Genomic DNA, 15906 nt, shown 5'->3' on the forward strand with positions numbered 1-15906 from the left:
AATGTCAATTATTATTTAGAATACAATTCTACGATTAGTTGTTCTTTAATGTTTTCTGGAATCTGAAGTCTAGCAGGCACAGAAACAAAAGTACCTTCTTTAGTATCATTATTCCATGTTATCCATTCGTATACATGACTTGAATTAGATAAAGATCTTTCGATAGCATCTAGTGATTTTGATTTTTCGCGAACTGCTACTTTATCACCTACCTTTAATTGGTAAGAAGGAATATTCACCACTTCCCCATTAACAGTAATATGTCTATGAGAAACGATTTGTCTTGCCGCTCTTCTTGAAGGAGAGATACCCATTCTGTATACAACGTTGTCTAATCTAGACTCACATAGTTGTAACAATACTTCACCAGGAATACCTTTACTACTACTAGCTTTATCAAAAAGGTTTCTAAACTGACGCTCTAAAATTCCATAAGTGTACTTCGCTTTTTGCTTTTCCATTAATTGAATTGCGTATTCAGATTTTTTACCTCTCTTCTTAGCCATTCCATGTTGTCCTGGAGGGTAATTTCTTTTTTCAAATGACTTATCGTCACCGAATATAGCTTCGCCAAATTTACGAGCTATTTTAGTTGTTGGACCAGTATATCTTGCCATTTCTAAAATTTAAAAAAGGTAGGTGATTATGAATTCAGGTCTAATCCTCCGATAATCTATTACCTACCTAGGTTATACTATTAATATTAAACTCTTCTTCTTTTCGGAGGACGACATCCATTATGTGGAAGTGGAGTAACATCAATGATTTCCGTTACTTCGATTCCTCCGTTATGTAAAGATCTAATAGCAGATTCTCTACCATTTCCCGGACCTTTAACATAAACCTTCACTTTTTTCAGTCCAGCTTCAAGAGCAACTTTACTAGCATCTTCTGCGGCCATTTGAGCTGCGTATGGAGTATTCTTTTTAGAACCTCTAAAACCCATTTTACCTGCTGAAGACCAAGAAATAACTTCACCTTTTTTGTTTGTCAAAGAGATGATGATATTGTTAAAAGTTGCACTAATATGAGCTTCACCAGTTGATTCAACAACAACTTTACGCTTTTTTGCACTTGCTTTTGCCATACTACTACTTATTATTTAGTTGCTTTTTTCTTGTTTGCAACTGTTTTTCTTTTACCTTTTCTTGTTCTAGAGTTGTTCTTAGTTCTTTGACCTCTTAAAGGAAGTCCTGATCTATGACGGATACCTCTATAACATCCGATATCCATTAAACGTTTAATATTTAATGAAATCTCTGAACGTAATTCTCCCTCAATTTTGAAATATGATACAGCTTCACGAATTGCTCCGATCTCGTCATCATTCCAGTCTTGAACTTTTTTATCTTGGCTAACTTGAGCTTTTTCTAAAATCTCTATCGCTCTACTTTTTCCTATTCCGAAGATATAGGTTAAAGCGATAACGCCTCTCTTGTTTTTTGGTATATCTACCCCTGCAATTCTTGCCATAACTATCCTTGTCTTTGTTTAAATCTAGGATTCTTTTTGTTAATTACGTACAATCTCCCTTTTCTTCGCACAATAATGCACTCGGGACTTCTTTTTTTAACTGATGCTCTTACTTTCATTTGAATAGCCTTTAATATCTATAAGTAATTCTTGCTTTAGACAAATCATAAGGGCTCATTTCCAGTTTTACTTTATCACCAGGTAATAACTTAATATAATGCATTCGCATTTTTCCAGAAATATGAGCGATTACAATATGCCCGTTTTCTAATTCCACACGGAACATAGCATTTGATAATGCTTCAATAATTGATCCGTCTTGTTCTATTGCTGATTGTTTTGCCATAAAAAATTTAAGCTACTGCTTTTCTGTTTTTACCACTTTTCATCAAACCATCATAATGTCTATTTAACAAATATGAATTGATCTGCTGAATAGTATCTATTGCAACTCCAACCATAATTAACAATGAAGTACCGCCGTAAAACAATGCCCAAGAGGATTGTACTCCCATTATACTAACAATAATTGCTGGGAACACAGCTATTAAAGCCAAGAATAATGATCCTGGAAATGTTATTAAGGACATTACTTTATCTAAAAAATCAGAAGTTTCAACTCCTGGTTTAATTCCAGGAATAAATCCACCACTTCTCTTTAAATCATCTGCCATTTTATTTGTCGGTACTGTAATTGCGGTGTAAAAGTACGTAAAAACTATGATTAAAACAGCAAAAACAAAATTATACCAAAAACCAAATATGTTTTGGAAGGCTCCGCTTACTGTTTTGGCTGTATCTGAAGCAGATAAACCAGCAACTGCAGCAGGAATAAACATGATAGCCTGAGCAAAAATGATCGGCATTACACCAGAAGCATTCAACTTTAAAGGAATCCATTGTCTATTTCCTTGTTCAAATTCACCTGACACTGTACGTCTGGCATATTGAACCGGAATTTTTCTAACAGCCATAACAAGAAGAATACAAGCTACTATAATTAGTAACCAGATTATTACTTCTAAGACAATTAGCATAGGACCTCCATTGTTTTCAGTTACTCTAGAAGAAAATTCTTGAATAAATGCCTGTGGCATTCTTGCAAGAATCCCTACCATAATCAATAGTGAAATTCCATTTCCAATTCCTTTATCTGTAATTTTTTCTCCTAACCACATAGCAAAAATAGTACCTGTAACCAGAATTATTACGGATGAGAATAAGAATGAAAAAGAACTAAAACCTAACAAGAAAGCATCTGCAGGTAAAGTTCTGTAAAGGTTATAGATATAACCAGGACCTTGAACTAATGTAATACCTATTGTTAACCATCTTGTAATCTGGTTCATTTTCTTTCTACCGCTTTCTCCATCTTTTTGTAATTTTTGTAAATAAGGAACTGCTATTCCCATCAACTGAACTACAATAGAAGCAGAAATATAAGGCATAATACCCAATGCAAATACAGATGCCTGCGAAAACGCACCACCTGTAAATACATTGATCAACCAACCAATTCCTTGATCCGTTTGATTTGATAAATTTTGTAATTGACTAGCATCAATCCCCGGAAGAGTTACTTGAGCTCCAAATCGATAAACTAATAACAGACCTAAAGTAATTAGAATTCTGTTTTTTAATTCTTCAATTTTCCAGACATTAATTAGTGATTCAATAAATTTCTTCATCTTGGTAGATTGATTATAATGTTACTGCTTCACCACCAGCAGCTTCAATAGCAGCCTTTGCAGTAGCAGTAAATTTATGAGCAGTTACCTTTAATTTTGCTTTTAATTCTCCTCTCCCTAAAATCTTAACGATTTCATTTTTAGTAGCTAAACGGTTCTCTACAAAAACTGTCATATCAACAGTATCGGTAATTATTCCATTATCTACTAGTAATTGAAGAGTATCAAGATTAACACCTTCATATTCTTTACGATTGATGTTCTTGAAACCAAACTTAGGTACACGTCTTTGAAGTGGCATCTGACCTCCTTCAAAACCTATCTTTTTAGAATATCCAGAACGAGATTTAGCTCCTTTGTGTCCTTTTGTAGAAGTACCACCTTTACCTGAACCTTCTCCTCTACCAACTCTTTTATTTTGGTTGTGTACTGATCCTTCAGCTGGTTGTAAGTTATTTAAATTCATAACTATAATTGTTATTTAATTTCTTCAACAGAAACTAAGTGTTTAACTTTATTTACCATTCCAAGGACAGGAGAAGTTGCATCATGTTCAACAACTTGTCCTAATTTACGAAGACCTAAAGCCTCAAGTGTTCTCTTTTGTGTAAGAGGACAATTGATTTTGCTTCTAACTTGTGTTACTTTTATCTTTGCCATAATACCTTGAATTAACCTTTAAAAACTTTATCTAAAGAAATACCTCTTTGTTTCGCAATTGTAACCGCACTTCTCATTTGTAATAAAGCATCAAAAGTTGCTTTTACTACATTATGAGGATTAGAAGAACCTTGAGATTTAGATAATACATCATGAATACCTACTGCTTCAAGTACTGAACGAACAGAACCTCCTGAAATAACCCCTGTACCAGGAGAAGCAGGAATTAAAAGTACACGTGCACCACTGTATTTACCTCTTTGTTCATGCGGAACAGTTTTGTTATTCAAAGGAATTCTTACTAAGTTTTTCTTTGCGTCTTCTACTGCTTTTGCAATTGCTTCAGAAACATCTTTAGATTTCCCTAAACCGTGACCTACTACACCGTTTTCGTCACCTACAACTACAATAGCAGAAAAGCCAAAAGCTCGACCACCTTTTGTAACCTTAGTAACACGGTTTACATTTACCAAACGGTCCTTTAATTCAAGGCCGCTTGGTTTTACTAACTCTACGTTTTTGTATTTATGATACATAGTTTCTTAGAATTTAAGTCCAGCCGCTCTAGCGCCTTCTGCTAATGATTTAACACGACCGTGATATAAATAACCTCCTCTATCGAAAGTAACATTTTCTATCCCAGCTTTCAAAGCCTTATCTGCTACAAGTTTGCCTACAGCAGTTGCAGTTTCAATGTTTGTACCTTTTGTATTTACTTCTTTCTCTCGAGAAGAAGCAGCTACTAATGTAACTCCATTTGCATCGTCTATGAGCTGAGCATAGATTTCTTTATTACTTCTGAATACAGAAAGTCTTGGTTTTGCAGCAGTACCGCTTACAATCTTTCTTATTCTGAACTTGATTCTCTGTCTTCTTTCAGATTTTGTTAATGACATAATCTTATTTTTTAAGCTGATTTACCTGCTTTTCTTCTTAATACTTCACCTACGAATTTAACACCCTTTCCTTTGTATGGTTCAGGTTTACGGAAACTTCTAATTTTTGCCGCAACCTGACCTAAAAGTTGTTTATCGAAAGAAGTTAATTTTACTATTGGATTCTTACCTTTTTCAGATACAGTCTCTACAATTACTTCTGGAGCAACTTCTAACACAATATTGTGTGAATATCCAAGAGCTAAATCAAGTTTTTGTCCTTGATTAGAAGCTCTAAAACCTACTCCAACAAGTTCTAATTGTTTAGTAAAACCTTCAGATACACCAATAATCATATTGTTAATTAATGATCTATATAAACCATGTCTTGCTCTCTCATCTTTATTATCAGATGATCTTTCAACCATAACTTGGCCATCTTCAACTTTTACAGTGATATCAGTAATATCCTGTGTAAGTTGACCTAATTTTCCTTTAACTGTAACAACAGCATCTTTAACTTCGACAGTTACTCCTGCAGGGATTACAATTGGATTTTTACCTATTCTTGACATTGTTAAGTCTGTTTAATTAGTATACGTAACAAATTACTTCGCCACCAACATTTAATTGCTTAGCTTGTTTTCCTGTCATCAATCCTCTTGATGTAGAAACAATCGCAATACCTAGTCCGTTAAGGATTCTTGGTAAGTTAGAAGCACCAGCATACTTACGCAAACCTGGTTTACTAATTCTTTGGATATCTTTAATTACCGACTCTTTAGTTTCTTTATCGTACTTTAAAGCGATTTTGATAGTACCCTGAACAGAGCTGTCATCAAATTTGTAACTTAAAATATATCCTTGATCAAATAAGATCTTTGTTATTTCTTTCTTAAGATTAGAAGCAGGAATCTCAACCACTTTGTGATTTGCTCTTACCGCATTTCTAACCCTTGTCAAATAATCTGCAATAGGATCTGTATACATATTTATTAATTTGCGGTTTCGGTTTTCGGTATGCTTTATACCGAACCTGAAACCAATTTATAATTCTATTTTACCAGCTGGCTTTTTTAACTCCTGGTATCAATCCTTGATTTGCCATTTCACGAAAAGTAACACGAGATACACCGAATTGACGCATATACCCTCTTGGTCTACCAGTTAATTTACAACGATTATGCAAACGAACAGGTGAAGCATTTTTTGGTAATTTTTGTAAACCTTGATAGTCTCCAGCTTCTAATAAAGCTTTTCTTTTCTCAGCATACTTTTCTACCGTTTTTTCTCTCTTAACCTCACGGGCTTTCATTGATTCTTTAGCCATATCTTAATTCTTTTTAAAAGGTAATCCTAATTCCGCTAATAATGACTTTGCTTCTTTATCTGTTTTCGCAGAAGTTACAAATGTAATATCCATTCCTGATATTTTGTTTACTTTATCAATATCAATTTCCGGGAAAATGATTTGCTCCAAAACACCAAGGTTGTAATTACCTCTTCCATCAAAACCAGTTGCTTTAATTCCACCAAAGTCTCTAACTCGTGGTAATGAAGATGTAACTAGTCTATCTAAAAACTCATACATTCTTTCTCCGCGTAAAGTTACTTTTGCACCAATAGGCATTCCTTTTCTTAATTTAAAAGACGCAACGTCTTTTTTAGAAATTGTAGAAATTGCTTTTTGACCTGTAATTTTAGTCAACTCATCAACAGCATAGTCAATTAGTTTCTTATCAGATACTGCTGCACCAACTCCTCGGCTTAAAACGATTTTCTCCAATTTTGGAACCTGCATTACGTTTTTATAACCGAATTCTTCTTTAAGAGCAGAAATTACTCTGTTCTTATATTCATCTTTTAGTCTAGGTATATAAGCCATCACTATAATACTTCTTTAGATTTTTTTGAAAATCTCACTTTCTTTTCTCCTTCTATTCTGATTCCAACTTTTGTAGCTTCTTTAGATTTTGGATCTATTAAGGCTAAATTAGAAATATGAATAGGAGCTTCTTTTTTAACGATTCCTCCTTGAGGATTTTTAGCACTTGGTTTCGTATGTTTAGATACCAAATTTACACCCTCAACAATCGCTTTGTTTTTCTCACGATATACTCTCAAAATTTTACCTTCAGAACCTTTATGGTCTCCTGCAATAATTTTAACTGTATCTCCTGATTTTATTTTTAGCTTTATCATCTTTGAAATAATTAAAGCACTTCAGGTGCTAATGATATAATTTTCATGAATTGTTTTTCACGAAGTTCTCTTGCTACCGGACCAAAAACGCGAGTACCTCTCATCTCACCAGTTGCATTTAACAATACGCATGCATTGTCATCAAATCTGATATAAGACCCATCGGCTCTTCTCACTTCTTTTTTAGTACGTACAACAACTGCAGTTGATACTTGACCTTTCTTAACGTTTCCGTTAGGAGTTGCGTCTTTAATTGATACTACAATTTTATCTCCAACAGAGGCATAACGTCTTTTCGTTCCTCCTAATACACGGATAGTTAATACTTCCTTAGCTCCCGTGTTATCTGCTACTTTGAGTCTTGATTCTTGTTGTACCATAATTACTTCGCTCTTTCAATGATTTCAACTAATCTCCAACATTTAGATTTACTTAAAGGACGTGTTTCCATTATCCTTACTGTGTCTCCAATATTACAGTCGTTTGTTTCGTCGTGTGCAACATATTTCTTAGTTTTCAACACGAACTTACCATATAACGGGTGTTTTACTTTTCTTACTTCGGCAACTACAATAGATTTCTCCATTTTGTTACTAGTAACTACACCAACTCTTTCTTTTCTTAAATTTCTTTTTTCCATCTTTCAGCAGAATACAATTATTGTAACTCTCTTTTGCTTAACTCAGTAGCTATTCTAGCAACTGATCTTCTAACACTTCTAATTTGAAGTGGGTTCTCAATCGGAGATATAGCGTGAGCTATTTTTAGGTCGGTATATGTCTTCTTTAACTGACTAAGTTTTTCTTGTAACTCAGCTGCGGATAGATCTTTTATTTCTGATTGTTTCATAATAATAATTGATTATGCTTCGAAATCTCTAGCAACAATAAACTTAGTTTTTACTGGAAGTTTTTGTGCTGCAAGACGCAAAGCTTCTTTAGCAACAGACAAAGGTACTCCTCCAACTTCAAACATAATTCTTCCAGGTTTAACAACTGCAGCCCAAAATTCAACTGCACCTTTACCTTTACCCATACGTACTTCAAGAGGCTTCTTTGTAATAGGTTTATCTGGGAATATTTTAATCCATAATTGACCTTCTCTCTTCATGAAACGGGTGGCAGCGATACGGGCTGCCTCAATCTGACGAGAAGTAATAAAAGATGAATCTAAAGATTTAATTCCAAACATTCCATTTGAAAGCTCATGTCCTCTTTGAGAAATGCCTTTCATTCTACCTTTCTGTACCTTACGGTATTTTGTTCTTTTAGGCTGTAACATTTTTTCTTTAGTTTAAATAATTACTTTCTTTTGCGTGGATTTGGTTTACCATTAGATTTGCTTGAAGCGCCTCCTTTGCTATTGGATTGTTTTTTATCCATACCAACTAATGGAGAAAGATCTCTTTTTCCATAAACCTCACCTTTCATGATCCACACTTTAATCCCCATTCTACCATAACTGGTATGTGCTTCAGCAAGTGCGTAATCAATGTCTGCTCTGAAAGTTGATAAAGGTATCCTTCCCTCTTTGAATTGTTCAGAACGTGCCATTTCAGCTCCGTTTAAACGACCAGAAATTAAAACTTTAACTCCTTCTGCGTTCATACGCATAGCAGCAGCGATAGCCATTTTAATTGCTCTTCTATATGAAATTCTACTTTCAATCTGACGAGCAATACTAGCACCTACTAAATAAGCATCTAATTCAGGTCTTTTAATTTCAAAGATGTTGATTTGAACCTCTTTGTCAGTAATTTTCTTAAGTTCTTCTTTTAACTTGTCTACCTCTTGACCGCCTTTACCGATAATGATACCTGGACGAGCCGTTGTGATAGTAACGGTTACAAGTTTCAAAGTTCTCTCGATGATTACTTTTGATACACTAGCTTTTGATAAACGAGCGTGGATATACTTTCTGATTTTATGATCTTCAGCAAGTTTATCGCCGTAATCATTTCCACCATACCAGTTTGAATCCCATCCTCTAATGATACCAAGGCGATTTCCAATCGGATTTGTCTTTTGTCCCATACTGTTTATTAATTACTTTGTGTGTTATTTATAGCTCCTAACACGATTGTTACGTGATTTGAACGTTTTCTTATTCTATGTGCACGACCCTGAGGCGCTGGACGAAGTCTTTTTAACATCATACCACCATCTACTCTGATCTCCTTAACAAATAAGCCTGCTTCTTCCATATTAGCTTCTGCGTTTTTAGCCTGCCAATTGGCAATAGCTGACAACAACAGTTTTTCTAATTTTCGAGAAGCTTCTTTAGAACTGAATCTTAATATATTAAGTGCTCTTTCTACTTTCTGACCTCTTACCAAGTCTGCTACTAAACGCATTTTTCTAGGTGAAGTAGGGCAGTTATTCAACTTTGCAAATGCAATGTGCTTATTAGCTTCTTTGATCTGCTCTGCTCTTTCTCTTTTACGAACTCCCATTGCTTCTTATTTTTTACCTTTATTTTTTGCTCCAGCATGACCTCTAAAAGATCTTGTTGGTGAAAATTCTCCTAATTTGTGACCTACCATGTTTTCTGTAACGTAAACTGGTACAAACTGACGACCGTTATGAACTGCGATAGTCTGTCCAACAAAGTCCGGAGTAATCATAGAAGCTCTAGACCAAGTCTTAACCACTCCTTTATTACCTTTCTCTATGTTTTCCTGAACTTTCTTATCTAACTTATAATGAACAAAAGGTCCTTTTTTTAATGAACGTGCCATGTCTTATATTATTTCTTTCTACGTTCTACGATATACTTGTTACTCGGGTTTTTCTTAGAACGAGTTCTATAACCTTTAGCAGGCATTCCGTTTCTTGAACGTGGATGTCCACCAGAAGAACGTCCTTCTCCACCACCCATTGGGTGATCAACAGGGTTCATTGCAACAGGTCTTGTTCTAGGTCTTCTTCCTAACCATCTAGATCTACCTGCTTTACCAGATACAATCAATTGGTGATCTGAATTAGAAACTGCTCCAATTGTAGCAGTACAGGTTAACAAGATTAATCTTGTCTCACCTGACGGCATTTTAATTGTAGCATATTTTCCATCTCTTGCCATTAACTGAGCAAAAGTACCGGCACTACGAGCAATAGTTGCTCCCTGACCTGGTCTTAACTCAATACAAGAGATAACTGTTCCTAAAGGAATTTTACTTAATGGCAAAGCGTTACCAATCTCCGGAGCTGCATCAGGACCAGAAACTACTTTCTGACCAACCTGCATACCGTTTTGAGCGATAACGTATGTCTTTTCACCATCAGCATAAGCTAATAATGCGATAAAAGCTGTACGATTTGGATCATATTCAATAGACTTAATAGAAGCAGGAATTCCTACTTTAGTTCTTTTAAAGTCTATCATACGATACCTTTGCTTATGACCACCGCCTATGTAACGCATGGTCATTTTTCCTTGACTATTTCTACCTCCTGAGTTTTTTATCGGCGCTATCAAAGAGCGTTCCGGCTTATCAGTTGTAATGGCGTCAAAACCATTCACAACTCTAAATCGCTGACCCGGGGTAATAGGTTTTAATTTTCTTACTGACATTTTTCTATTCTAGATATTGTTGTAAAAATCAATTGTTTCTCCTTCTTGTACTTGTACAATTGCTTTTTTATAAGCATTTGTCTTTCCATTGATCAAACCACTTTTAGTGAATTTTGTAGTTCTATCTGCTCTATAGTTCATTGTATTTACATTAACAACAGAAACTCCATAAGCTGCCTCAACAGCATTCTTAATTTGAATTTTGTTTGCTTTTTTATCTACAACGAAACCAAAGCGATTAAAAACTTCGCCTTCTTTGGTTATTTTTTCAGTTATTATAGGTTTTACTATGATACTCATGGCCTACTATTTGCTTAAATTTGCTTCAATTTCCTCTAAAGAACTCTCTAAAAGAACTAAATTATTTGCGTTTAAAATCGCGTAAGTGCTTAATTCTGAATTACTTACCACGCTAGAAGCTTTTAAATTGCGTGACGACAAATATACGTTTTTATTTGAATCACCCAACACAAATAAAGATTTTTTATTCTCTAACCCTAAAGCTTTCAAAACATTAATGAAATTTTTAGTGTTTGGTGTTTCAAAATTAAAATCTTCAAGCACAATTAAATTTGATTCTTTTGCTTTGATTGTGAAAGCTGATTTTCTTGCTAAACGTTTTAAGTTTTTATTCAATTTAAATGAATAACTTCTTGGTCTAGGTCCAAAAACGGTTCCACCACCCTTAAATAAAGGGTTTTTTGCGCTACCTGCACGAGCAGTACCAGTTCCTTTTTGCTTTTTAATCTTACGAGTACTTCCTGCTACTTCTGCTCTTTCTTTAGCTTTATGAGTACCTTGTCTCTGATTTGCTAAATATTGCTTAACATCAAGATATACTGCGTGATTATTCGGCTCAATTGCGAACACTGAGTCAGAAAGAGTGATCGTTCTGCCAGTTTCTTTTCCGTTGAAATTTAAAACTTTTACTTCCATTACTTCTGAATGATTACATAAGAGTTATTATGTCCTGGAACACATCCTTTAACAAGTAGTAAATTTTTATCAGAAACTACTTTTAAAACTCTCAAGTTTTGTATTGTTACATTTTCACCACCTGTTCTTCCCGCCATACGCATTCCTTTGAATACTCTTGATGGGTAAGAAGATGCTCCTACAGATCCAGGTGCTCTCAAACGGTTATGTTGACCATGGGTTGCTTGTCCAACACCACCAAAACCGTGACGTTTAACAACCCCTTGAAAACCTTTACCTTTTGAAACTCCCTGCACATCTACGAACTCTCCTTCTTCAAACAGTTCTACAGTGATCACATCACCTAATTTGTGCTCGTTAACAAAATCTTTAATTTCAACGACTTTTTTCTTAGCAGAAGTAGCAGCTTTTTTAAAGTGACCTAACGCCGCTTTAGTTGAATGCTTTTCTGTTTTGTCATCGAAACCAAGTTGTAACGCTTCATACCCGTCAACCTCTTTGGTTCTGACTTGGGTAACAACGCATGGTCCAGCTTCAATTACTGTACAAGGAATATTTTTCCCGTTTTCATCGAAAATGCTAGTCATGCCAATTTTTCTACCAATTAACCCAGACATATTAAACTAATTATTAATTACTATTTATTTGATCAGACTTTTATCTCCACTTCTACTCCACTTGGTAACTCTAATTTCATAAGAGCATCAATTGTTTTTGAAGAAGAGGAATAGATATCTAACAATCTTTTGTATGACATCACTTCAAATTGCTCTCTTGCTTTTTTATTAACGTGCGGAGAACGCAATACAGTGAAAATCTTTTTGTGTGTTGGTAACGGAATTGGTCCTGTTACTACCGCACCCGTACTTTTTACAGTTTTTACAATCTTCTCAGCAGACTTATCTACTAACATATGATCGTAAGATTTTAATTTTATTCTGATTTTTTGACTCATTTTCTTAAGATTAATCGTTTCCTTTTGCTTTTTTGATTACAGCTTCTGAAATATTAGAAGGTGTTTCAGCGTAATGTGAAAATTCCATAGTTGATGTAGCTCTACCTGAAGATAATGTTCTTAATGTAGTTACATAACCAAACATTTCTGATAATGGTACAGAAGCCTTAATAGTTTTCGCACCAGCTCTATCACCCATATCATTAACCTGACCTCTACGACGATTTAAATCACCTACTATATCACCCATGTTTTCTTCTGGTGTGATTACTTCGATTTTCATTATCGGCTCAAGAATTACAGCTCCGGCAGCACGTCCGGATTCTTTGTAACCCATTTTAGCTGCTAATTCAAAAGAAAGTGCATCAGAATCCACAGGGTGGAAAGACCCGTCTAATAAAGTTACTTTCAGACTATCTACTTCATATCCTGCTAAAGGACCTTGTTTCATAGCTGCTTTGAAACCTTTTTCAACAGATGGAATATATTCTTTAGGAACGTTACCACCTTTTACCGCATTAACGAATTGTAATCCTGTTACATTTTCATCTGCTGGTTCAATTATGAAAACAATATCAGCAAATTTACCACGACCACCTGATTGTTTTTTATAAACTTCTCTATGTTCTGCAGCACGAGTAAACGCTTCTTTATATTCTACTTGTGGTTCACCTTGATTAACCTCTACTTTAAATTCTCTTTTCATACGATCAATAAGCACATCTAAATGCAACTCACCCATTCCTGAAATGATTGTTTGACCAGATGCCTGATCTGTTTTTACTTGAAAAGTAGGATCTTCTTCTGCTAATTTAGCTAAAGCCATACCCATTTTATCAACGTCAGCTTTTGTTTTAGGCTCAATTGCAACCCCAATTACCGGATCAGGAAAGTCCATACTCTCAAGTATAATCGGATGTTTCTCGTCACATAAGGTATCACCAGTTTTAATATCTTTAAAACCTACTGCTGCTCCAATATCACCAGCTTCAATATATTCAATTGGATTTTGCTTATTAGCATGCATCTGATAAATACGGGAAATACGCTCTTTATTACCTGAACGTGTATTTAAAATATATGAACCCGCATCTAAATGTCCTGAATAAGCTCTAAAGAAAGCTAAACGACCCACAAATGGATCTGTAGCAATTTTAAACGCTAACGCAGCAAAAGGCTCTGCTACTGAAGGTTTACGGATTTCAGCCAAATCTGTATTAGGGTTTATACCTTCAATACCTTCTTTATCCATTGGAGAAGGCAAATATTTACAAACAGCATCTAAAAGAAACTGAACTCCTTTATTTTTGAAAGAAGAACCACAAACCATTGGTATGATACTCATATCAATTGCAGCTTTTCTTAAAGCATTATTAATTTCTTCTTCTGTAATTGAATTTTCATCTTCGAAGAATTTCTCCATCAAAGTTTCATCATAATCAGCTACAGCCTCTATTAACATTGCTCTGTATTCACGAACCTCATCCAACATATCTTCTGGAATCGGCACAATATCAAATGTAGCTCCTTGTGTTTCTTCATGCCATACAATAGCTTGATTTTTCACTAAATCTACAATTCCTTTAAAGTCCAACTCATCACCAATTGGTAAAACAATCGGCACAGCATTGGATTTCAACATATCTTTAACTTGTTGACATACTGCCAAAAAGTTAGATCCTTGTCTATCCATTTTATTTACAAACCCCATACGCGGAACTTTGTAATTATCAGCTAATCTCCAGTTTGTTTCAGATTGTGGCTCAACACCATCAACAGCACTAAACAAGAAAACTAATCCATCTAATACTCTTAGTGAACGATTTACCTCAACGGTAAAATCCACGTGACCAGGAGTATCGATAATATTAAAATGGTATGCTTTTGATTCCGGTAAAACTTTACCTTGCTCTGTTGGGAAATTCCAATCACAAGTAGTTGCAGCAGAAGTAATAGTAATACCTCTTTCCTGCTCTTGCGCCATCCAGTCCATAGTAGCAGAACCTTCGTGAGTTTCTCCTAATTTATGATTTACTCCGGTATAAAAAAGAATACGTTCAGTTGTTGTTGTTTTACCAGCATCAATATGAGCAGCAATTCCTATATTTCTAGTATATTTTAAGTCTCTAGCCATTTCTAATTTCCTTTATGATTAAAATCTAAAGTGAGAGAACGCTTTGTTAGCCTCTGCCATCTTGTGAGTATCCATTCTCTTTTTAACGGCAGCGCCTTCTTCTTTAGCCGCAGCTAAAACTTCAGAAGCTAATCTTTGCGCCATAGACTTTTCATTTCTTCTTCTGGCATAAAGTATCATCCACTTCATCGCCATAGAAATTTTTCTATCTGGTCTAATTTGCATAGGAATCTGGAATGTAGCTCCACCAACTCTACGGCTTCTTACTTCTACGTGAGGCATAACATTAGTTAGTGCATCTTTCCAAATCTCTAATGATGACTTTTCAGCATCTTGTTTCTTTGCTTCTACAATATCAATAGCATCATAGAATACTTTGAAAGCAGTTGATTTTTTACCGTCCCACATTAAGTTATTCACAAAACGTGTAACTAATTGATCATTAAATCTTGGATCCGGCAAAAGAGGTCTTTTTTTGGCCTTTCTTTTTCTCATGTCTTTACTTTAAAAGTTTTTTAAAATTACTTTTTGTCTTTTGGGCGTTTAGCACCGTACTTAGATCTTCTTTGTGTTCTTCCTGCTACACCTGATGTATCAAGTGCACCACGCACAATATGGTATCTAACTCCCGGTAAATCTTTTACCCTTCCACCCCTAACTAATACTATCGAGTGCTCTTGTAGATTGTGTCCTTCTCCAGGAATGTAAGCATTTACTTCATTACCATTGGTTAAACGAACCCTTGCAACTTTACGCATTGCAGAATTCGGTTTCTTTGGCGTTGTAGTATAAACACGCGTACAAACCCCTCTTCTTTGAGGACAAGAATCTAAGGCAACCGATTTACTCTTCTTAGTTATCTGGGTTCTCCCTGCTCTTACTAATTGTTGAATTGTTGGCATAATTATTAATAAAAATTTCTTATGTTTTAATTTCCCGCTTTTTACGGGGTTGCAAATGTAAAAAAACATTTTCAACTCTACAAACCTTAATCCATTAATTTTCAATCATATTCTATAATAAATTCCTTTTACAGTCTTTTTTACACATATAATCTCTCTTTTTATCGCTTTTACCCTTTATTCAAAACAAGAACCTTAAGTCTAACAGCCTGAAAATCTAAATTTTCACATTTATTTAAGTTTTCATATTAAATACAAATTCAAAATACATGATTATTCTATAGCAAGAAGTAAAATAAAATGTCGCTCAAAACATTGAATAAGGATTAAAAATTTATGTTTTATCAGAAATACCATAAATTAATGCTATAGTAAATTACAAAATTAACTTTTTATAAAAAAAAAGCATTTTGTTTGCAAAAAACCAATAACCTCAGTCTTTACAACTGGTTTTGCAACAATTATATAACCTTAAAATTACATTACCAATAATTTTAACTCACAAAGATTA

General features: G+C 34.7%; 30 protein-coding genes. All 30 read right to left on the reverse strand.

The annotated features are described in order from the left end of the window. Positions 1 to 11: 11 nt before the first annotated feature. The 30 genes from rpsD to rpsL all read right to left on the reverse strand — a co-directional run bounded on the left by rpsD (position 12) and on the right by rpsL (position 15395). Entirely contained in the window at positions 12 to 617 is a 606-nt protein-coding gene (rpsD, locus tag AC4FQX_RS03365) for a 30S ribosomal protein S4 (RefSeq protein ID WP_491166252.1), read from the reverse strand. Positions 618 to 703: 86 nt separating this feature from the next. Beyond that, the gene (gene rpsK, locus AC4FQX_RS03370; protein ID WP_491166253.1) at positions 704 to 1087 is read right to left on the reverse strand and encodes a 30S ribosomal protein S11; all 384 of its coding nucleotides are present in this window, start codon (positions 1085 to 1087) and stop codon (positions 704 to 706) included. Between the two features lie 11 nt (positions 1088 to 1098). After that, a complete protein-coding gene (gene rpsM, locus AC4FQX_RS03375; protein WP_491166254.1) occupies positions 1099 to 1473 on the reverse strand; it encodes a 30S ribosomal protein S13 in 375 nt (124 codons plus the stop codon). A gap of 2 nt (positions 1474 to 1475) precedes the next feature. Then, on the reverse strand, positions 1476 to 1592 hold the full coding sequence (gene ykgO, locus AC4FQX_RS03380) for a type B 50S ribosomal protein L36 (protein ID WP_072945378.1): 117 nt from the start codon (positions 1590 to 1592) through the stop codon (positions 1476 to 1478). A gap of 11 nt (positions 1593 to 1603) precedes the next feature. Then, the gene (gene infA, locus AC4FQX_RS03385) at positions 1604 to 1819 is read right to left on the reverse strand and encodes a translation initiation factor IF-1 (protein ID WP_007136545.1); all 216 of its coding nucleotides are present in this window, start codon (positions 1817 to 1819) and stop codon (positions 1604 to 1606) included. Positions 1820 to 1826: 7 nt separating this feature from the next. Next, on the reverse strand, positions 1827 to 3161 hold the full coding sequence (gene secY, locus AC4FQX_RS03390) for a preprotein translocase subunit SecY (RefSeq protein WP_491166255.1): 1335 nt from the start codon (positions 3159 to 3161) through the stop codon (positions 1827 to 1829). A 13-nt stretch (positions 3162 to 3174) separates the two neighbouring features. After that, entirely contained in the window at positions 3175 to 3627 is a 453-nt protein-coding gene (gene rplO, locus AC4FQX_RS03395) for a 50S ribosomal protein L15 (RefSeq protein ID WP_491166256.1), read from the reverse strand. A gap of 11 nt (positions 3628 to 3638) precedes the next feature. Continuing rightward, the gene (rpmD, locus tag AC4FQX_RS03400) at positions 3639 to 3821 is read right to left on the reverse strand and encodes a 50S ribosomal protein L30 (protein ID WP_491166257.1); all 183 of its coding nucleotides are present in this window, start codon (positions 3819 to 3821) and stop codon (positions 3639 to 3641) included. An 11-nt stretch (positions 3822 to 3832) separates the two neighbouring features. Continuing rightward, entirely contained in the window at positions 3833 to 4357 is a 525-nt protein-coding gene (gene rpsE, locus AC4FQX_RS03405) for a 30S ribosomal protein S5 (RefSeq protein WP_491166258.1), read from the reverse strand. A gap of 6 nt (positions 4358 to 4363) precedes the next feature. Further along, complete coding sequence (rplR, locus tag AC4FQX_RS03410) at positions 4364 to 4717, reverse strand: 50S ribosomal protein L18 (RefSeq protein WP_491166259.1); 354 nt, start codon at positions 4715 to 4717, stop codon at positions 4364 to 4366. Between the two features lie 11 nt (positions 4718 to 4728). Further along, positions 4729 to 5271, reverse strand: a complete 543-nt coding sequence (rplF, locus tag AC4FQX_RS03415; RefSeq protein WP_491166260.1) for a 50S ribosomal protein L6 — start codon at positions 5269 to 5271, stop codon at positions 4729 to 4731. A 16-nt stretch (positions 5272 to 5287) separates the two neighbouring features. Then, entirely contained in the window at positions 5288 to 5686 is a 399-nt protein-coding gene (rpsH, locus tag AC4FQX_RS03420; protein ID WP_491166261.1) for a 30S ribosomal protein S8, read from the reverse strand. Positions 5687 to 5756: 70 nt separating this feature from the next. Beyond that, positions 5757 to 6026 carry a 30S ribosomal protein S14 gene (gene rpsN / locus AC4FQX_RS03425; RefSeq protein WP_491166262.1) on the reverse strand — a complete coding sequence of 90 codons (270 nt, stop codon included), beginning with the start codon at positions 6024 to 6026 and terminating at the stop codon, positions 5757 to 5759. A 3-nt stretch (positions 6027 to 6029) separates the two neighbouring features. Further along, positions 6030 to 6581, reverse strand: a complete 552-nt coding sequence (gene rplE / locus AC4FQX_RS03430) for a 50S ribosomal protein L5 (protein ID WP_491166263.1) — start codon at positions 6579 to 6581, stop codon at positions 6030 to 6032. Positions 6582 to 6583: 2 nt separating this feature from the next. Then, complete coding sequence (rplX, locus tag AC4FQX_RS03435; protein ID WP_491166264.1) at positions 6584 to 6898, reverse strand: 50S ribosomal protein L24; 315 nt, start codon at positions 6896 to 6898, stop codon at positions 6584 to 6586. A gap of 11 nt (positions 6899 to 6909) precedes the next feature. After that, positions 6910 to 7278 (reverse strand): 50S ribosomal protein L14, encoded by a 369-nt coding sequence (gene rplN / locus AC4FQX_RS03440; RefSeq protein WP_491166265.1) that lies wholly within the window; start codon positions 7276 to 7278, stop codon positions 6910 to 6912. 2 nt (positions 7279 to 7280) lie between these two features. Next, positions 7281 to 7538 (reverse strand): 30S ribosomal protein S17, encoded by a 258-nt coding sequence (gene rpsQ, locus AC4FQX_RS03445; protein WP_306353598.1) that lies wholly within the window; start codon positions 7536 to 7538, stop codon positions 7281 to 7283. 17 nt (positions 7539 to 7555) lie between these two features. Continuing rightward, on the reverse strand, positions 7556 to 7747 hold the full coding sequence (gene rpmC, locus AC4FQX_RS03450) for a 50S ribosomal protein L29 (RefSeq protein WP_491166266.1): 192 nt from the start codon (positions 7745 to 7747) through the stop codon (positions 7556 to 7558). Between the two features lie 12 nt (positions 7748 to 7759). Beyond that, positions 7760 to 8179: a 50S ribosomal protein L16 gene (rplP, locus tag AC4FQX_RS03455; RefSeq protein WP_306353599.1), complete on the reverse strand. Its 420-nt coding sequence runs from the start codon at positions 8177 to 8179 to the stop codon at positions 7760 to 7762. 20 nt (positions 8180 to 8199) lie between these two features. Next, positions 8200 to 8931 (reverse strand): 30S ribosomal protein S3, encoded by a 732-nt coding sequence (rpsC, locus tag AC4FQX_RS03460; RefSeq protein WP_491166267.1) that lies wholly within the window; start codon positions 8929 to 8931, stop codon positions 8200 to 8202. Positions 8932 to 8939: 8 nt separating this feature from the next. Then, positions 8940 to 9350: a 50S ribosomal protein L22 gene (rplV, locus tag AC4FQX_RS03465; RefSeq protein ID WP_491166268.1), complete on the reverse strand. Its 411-nt coding sequence runs from the start codon at positions 9348 to 9350 to the stop codon at positions 8940 to 8942. Between the two features lie 6 nt (positions 9351 to 9356). After that, a complete protein-coding gene (gene rpsS / locus AC4FQX_RS03470; protein WP_014085019.1) occupies positions 9357 to 9635 on the reverse strand; it encodes a 30S ribosomal protein S19 in 279 nt (92 codons plus the stop codon). Between the two features lie 8 nt (positions 9636 to 9643). Then, positions 9644 to 10468: a 50S ribosomal protein L2 gene (rplB, locus tag AC4FQX_RS03475; protein WP_491166269.1), complete on the reverse strand. Its 825-nt coding sequence runs from the start codon at positions 10466 to 10468 to the stop codon at positions 9644 to 9646. 9 nt (positions 10469 to 10477) lie between these two features. Next, entirely contained in the window at positions 10478 to 10768 is a 291-nt protein-coding gene (rplW, locus tag AC4FQX_RS03480; RefSeq protein WP_491166270.1) for a 50S ribosomal protein L23, read from the reverse strand. 6 nt (positions 10769 to 10774) lie between these two features. Beyond that, positions 10775 to 11404, reverse strand: a complete 630-nt coding sequence (gene rplD, locus AC4FQX_RS03485) for a 50S ribosomal protein L4 (RefSeq protein ID WP_491166271.1) — start codon at positions 11402 to 11404, stop codon at positions 10775 to 10777. Next, entirely contained in the window at positions 11404 to 12021 is a 618-nt protein-coding gene (gene rplC, locus AC4FQX_RS03490) for a 50S ribosomal protein L3 (protein WP_491166272.1), read from the reverse strand. The genes rplD and rplC overlap by 1 nt, the downstream gene beginning before the upstream one ends. Before the next feature lie 32 nt (positions 12022 to 12053). Continuing rightward, positions 12054 to 12359 carry a 30S ribosomal protein S10 gene (gene rpsJ, locus AC4FQX_RS03495; protein WP_491166273.1) on the reverse strand — a complete coding sequence of 102 codons (306 nt, stop codon included), beginning with the start codon at positions 12357 to 12359 and terminating at the stop codon, positions 12054 to 12056. 10 nt (positions 12360 to 12369) lie between these two features. Further along, complete coding sequence (gene fusA / locus AC4FQX_RS03500; protein ID WP_491166274.1) at positions 12370 to 14493, reverse strand: elongation factor G; 2124 nt, start codon at positions 14491 to 14493, stop codon at positions 12370 to 12372. An 18-nt stretch (positions 14494 to 14511) separates the two neighbouring features. Next, complete coding sequence (rpsG, locus tag AC4FQX_RS03505; RefSeq protein ID WP_306353608.1) at positions 14512 to 14988, reverse strand: 30S ribosomal protein S7; 477 nt, start codon at positions 14986 to 14988, stop codon at positions 14512 to 14514. A 26-nt stretch (positions 14989 to 15014) separates the two neighbouring features. After that, complete coding sequence (gene rpsL / locus AC4FQX_RS03510) at positions 15015 to 15395, reverse strand: 30S ribosomal protein S12 (protein WP_306353609.1); 381 nt, start codon at positions 15393 to 15395, stop codon at positions 15015 to 15017. Positions 15396 to 15906 lie beyond the last annotated feature (511 nt).

This window comes from Flavobacterium sp. AK-301 (genome assembly GCF_058310215.1).

Coding starts and splice junctions, on each gene's coding strand:
- rplO (WP_491166256.1), bottom strand. CDS start 3,627: ATGAATTTAAATAACTTACAACCAGCTGAAGGATCAGTACACAACCAA.
- rplP (WP_306353599.1), bottom strand. CDS start 8,179: ATGTTACAGCCTAAAAGAACAAAATACCGTAAGGTACAGAAAGGTAGA.
- rpsK (WP_491166253.1), bottom strand. CDS start 1,087: ATGGCAAAAGCAAGTGCAAAAAAGCGTAAAGTTGTTGTTGAATCAACT.
- rpsG (WP_306353608.1), bottom strand. CDS start 14,988: ATGAGAAAAAGAAAGGCCAAAAAAAGACCTCTTTTGCCGGATCCAAGA.
- rpmC (WP_491166266.1), bottom strand. CDS start 7,747: ATGAAACAATCAGAAATAAAAGATCTATCCGCAGCTGAGTTACAAGAA.
- rplD (WP_491166271.1), bottom strand. CDS start 11,404: ATGGAAGTAAAAGTTTTAAATTTCAACGGAAAAGAAACTGGCAGAACG.
- rpsC (WP_491166267.1), bottom strand. CDS start 8,931: ATGGGACAAAAGACAAATCCGATTGGAAATCGCCTTGGTATCATTAGA.
- rpsL (WP_306353609.1), bottom strand. CDS start 15,395: ATGCCAACAATTCAACAATTAGTAAGAGCAGGGAGAACCCAGATAACT.
- rpsM (WP_491166254.1), bottom strand. CDS start 1,473: ATGGCAAGAATTGCAGGGGTAGATATACCAAAAAACAAGAGAGGCGTT.
- rpsS (WP_014085019.1), bottom strand. CDS start 9,635: ATGGCACGTTCATTAAAAAAAGGACCTTTTGTTCATTATAAGTTAGAT.
- rpsE (WP_491166258.1), bottom strand. CDS start 4,357: ATGTATCATAAATACAAAAACGTAGAGTTAGTAAAACCAAGCGGCCTT.
- ykgO (WP_072945378.1), bottom strand. CDS start 1,592: ATGAAAGTAAGAGCATCAGTTAAAAAAAGAAGTCCCGAGTGCATTATT.
- rpsJ (WP_491166273.1), bottom strand. CDS start 12,359: ATGAGTCAAAAAATCAGAATAAAATTAAAATCTTACGATCATATGTTA.
- rpsH (WP_491166261.1), bottom strand. CDS start 5,686: ATGTATACAGATCCTATTGCAGATTATTTGACAAGGGTTAGAAATGCG.
- rpmD (WP_491166257.1), bottom strand. CDS start 3,821: ATGGCAAAGATAAAAGTAACACAAGTTAGAAGCAAAATCAATTGTCCT.
- fusA (WP_491166274.1), bottom strand. CDS start 14,493: ATGGCTAGAGACTTAAAATATACTAGAAATATAGGAATTGCTGCTCAT.
- rpsD (WP_491166252.1), bottom strand. CDS start 617: ATGGCAAGATATACTGGTCCAACAACTAAAATAGCTCGTAAATTTGGC.
- rplW (WP_491166270.1), bottom strand. CDS start 10,768: ATGAGTATCATAGTAAAACCTATAATAACTGAAAAAATAACCAAAGAA.
- secY (WP_491166255.1), bottom strand. CDS start 3,161: ATGAAGAAATTTATTGAATCACTAATTAATGTCTGGAAAATTGAAGAA.
- rplF (WP_491166260.1), bottom strand. CDS start 5,271: ATGTCAAGAATAGGTAAAAATCCAATTGTAATCCCTGCAGGAGTAACT.
- rpsN (WP_491166262.1), bottom strand. CDS start 6,026: ATGGCTAAAGAATCAATGAAAGCCCGTGAGGTTAAGAGAGAAAAAACG.
- rplV (WP_491166268.1), bottom strand. CDS start 9,350: ATGGGAGTTCGTAAAAGAGAAAGAGCAGAGCAGATCAAAGAAGCTAAT.
- infA (WP_007136545.1), bottom strand. CDS start 1,819: ATGGCAAAACAATCAGCAATAGAACAAGACGGATCAATTATTGAAGCA.
- rplX (WP_491166264.1), bottom strand. CDS start 6,898: ATGATAAAGCTAAAAATAAAATCAGGAGATACAGTTAAAATTATTGCA.
- rplE (WP_491166263.1), bottom strand. CDS start 6,581: ATGGCTTATATACCTAGACTAAAAGATGAATATAAGAACAGAGTAATT.
- rplB (WP_491166269.1), bottom strand. CDS start 10,468: ATGTCAGTAAGAAAATTAAAACCTATTACCCCGGGTCAGCGATTTAGA.
- rplR (WP_491166259.1), bottom strand. CDS start 4,717: ATGTCATTAACAAAATCTGAAAGAAGACAGAGAATCAAGTTCAGAATA.
- rpsQ (WP_306353598.1), bottom strand. CDS start 7,538: ATGGAAAAAAGAAATTTAAGAAAAGAAAGAGTTGGTGTAGTTACTAGT.
- rplN (WP_491166265.1), bottom strand. CDS start 7,278: ATGGTACAACAAGAATCAAGACTCAAAGTAGCAGATAACACGGGAGCT.
- rplC (WP_491166272.1), bottom strand. CDS start 12,021: ATGTCTGGGTTAATTGGTAGAAAAATTGGCATGACTAGCATTTTCGAT.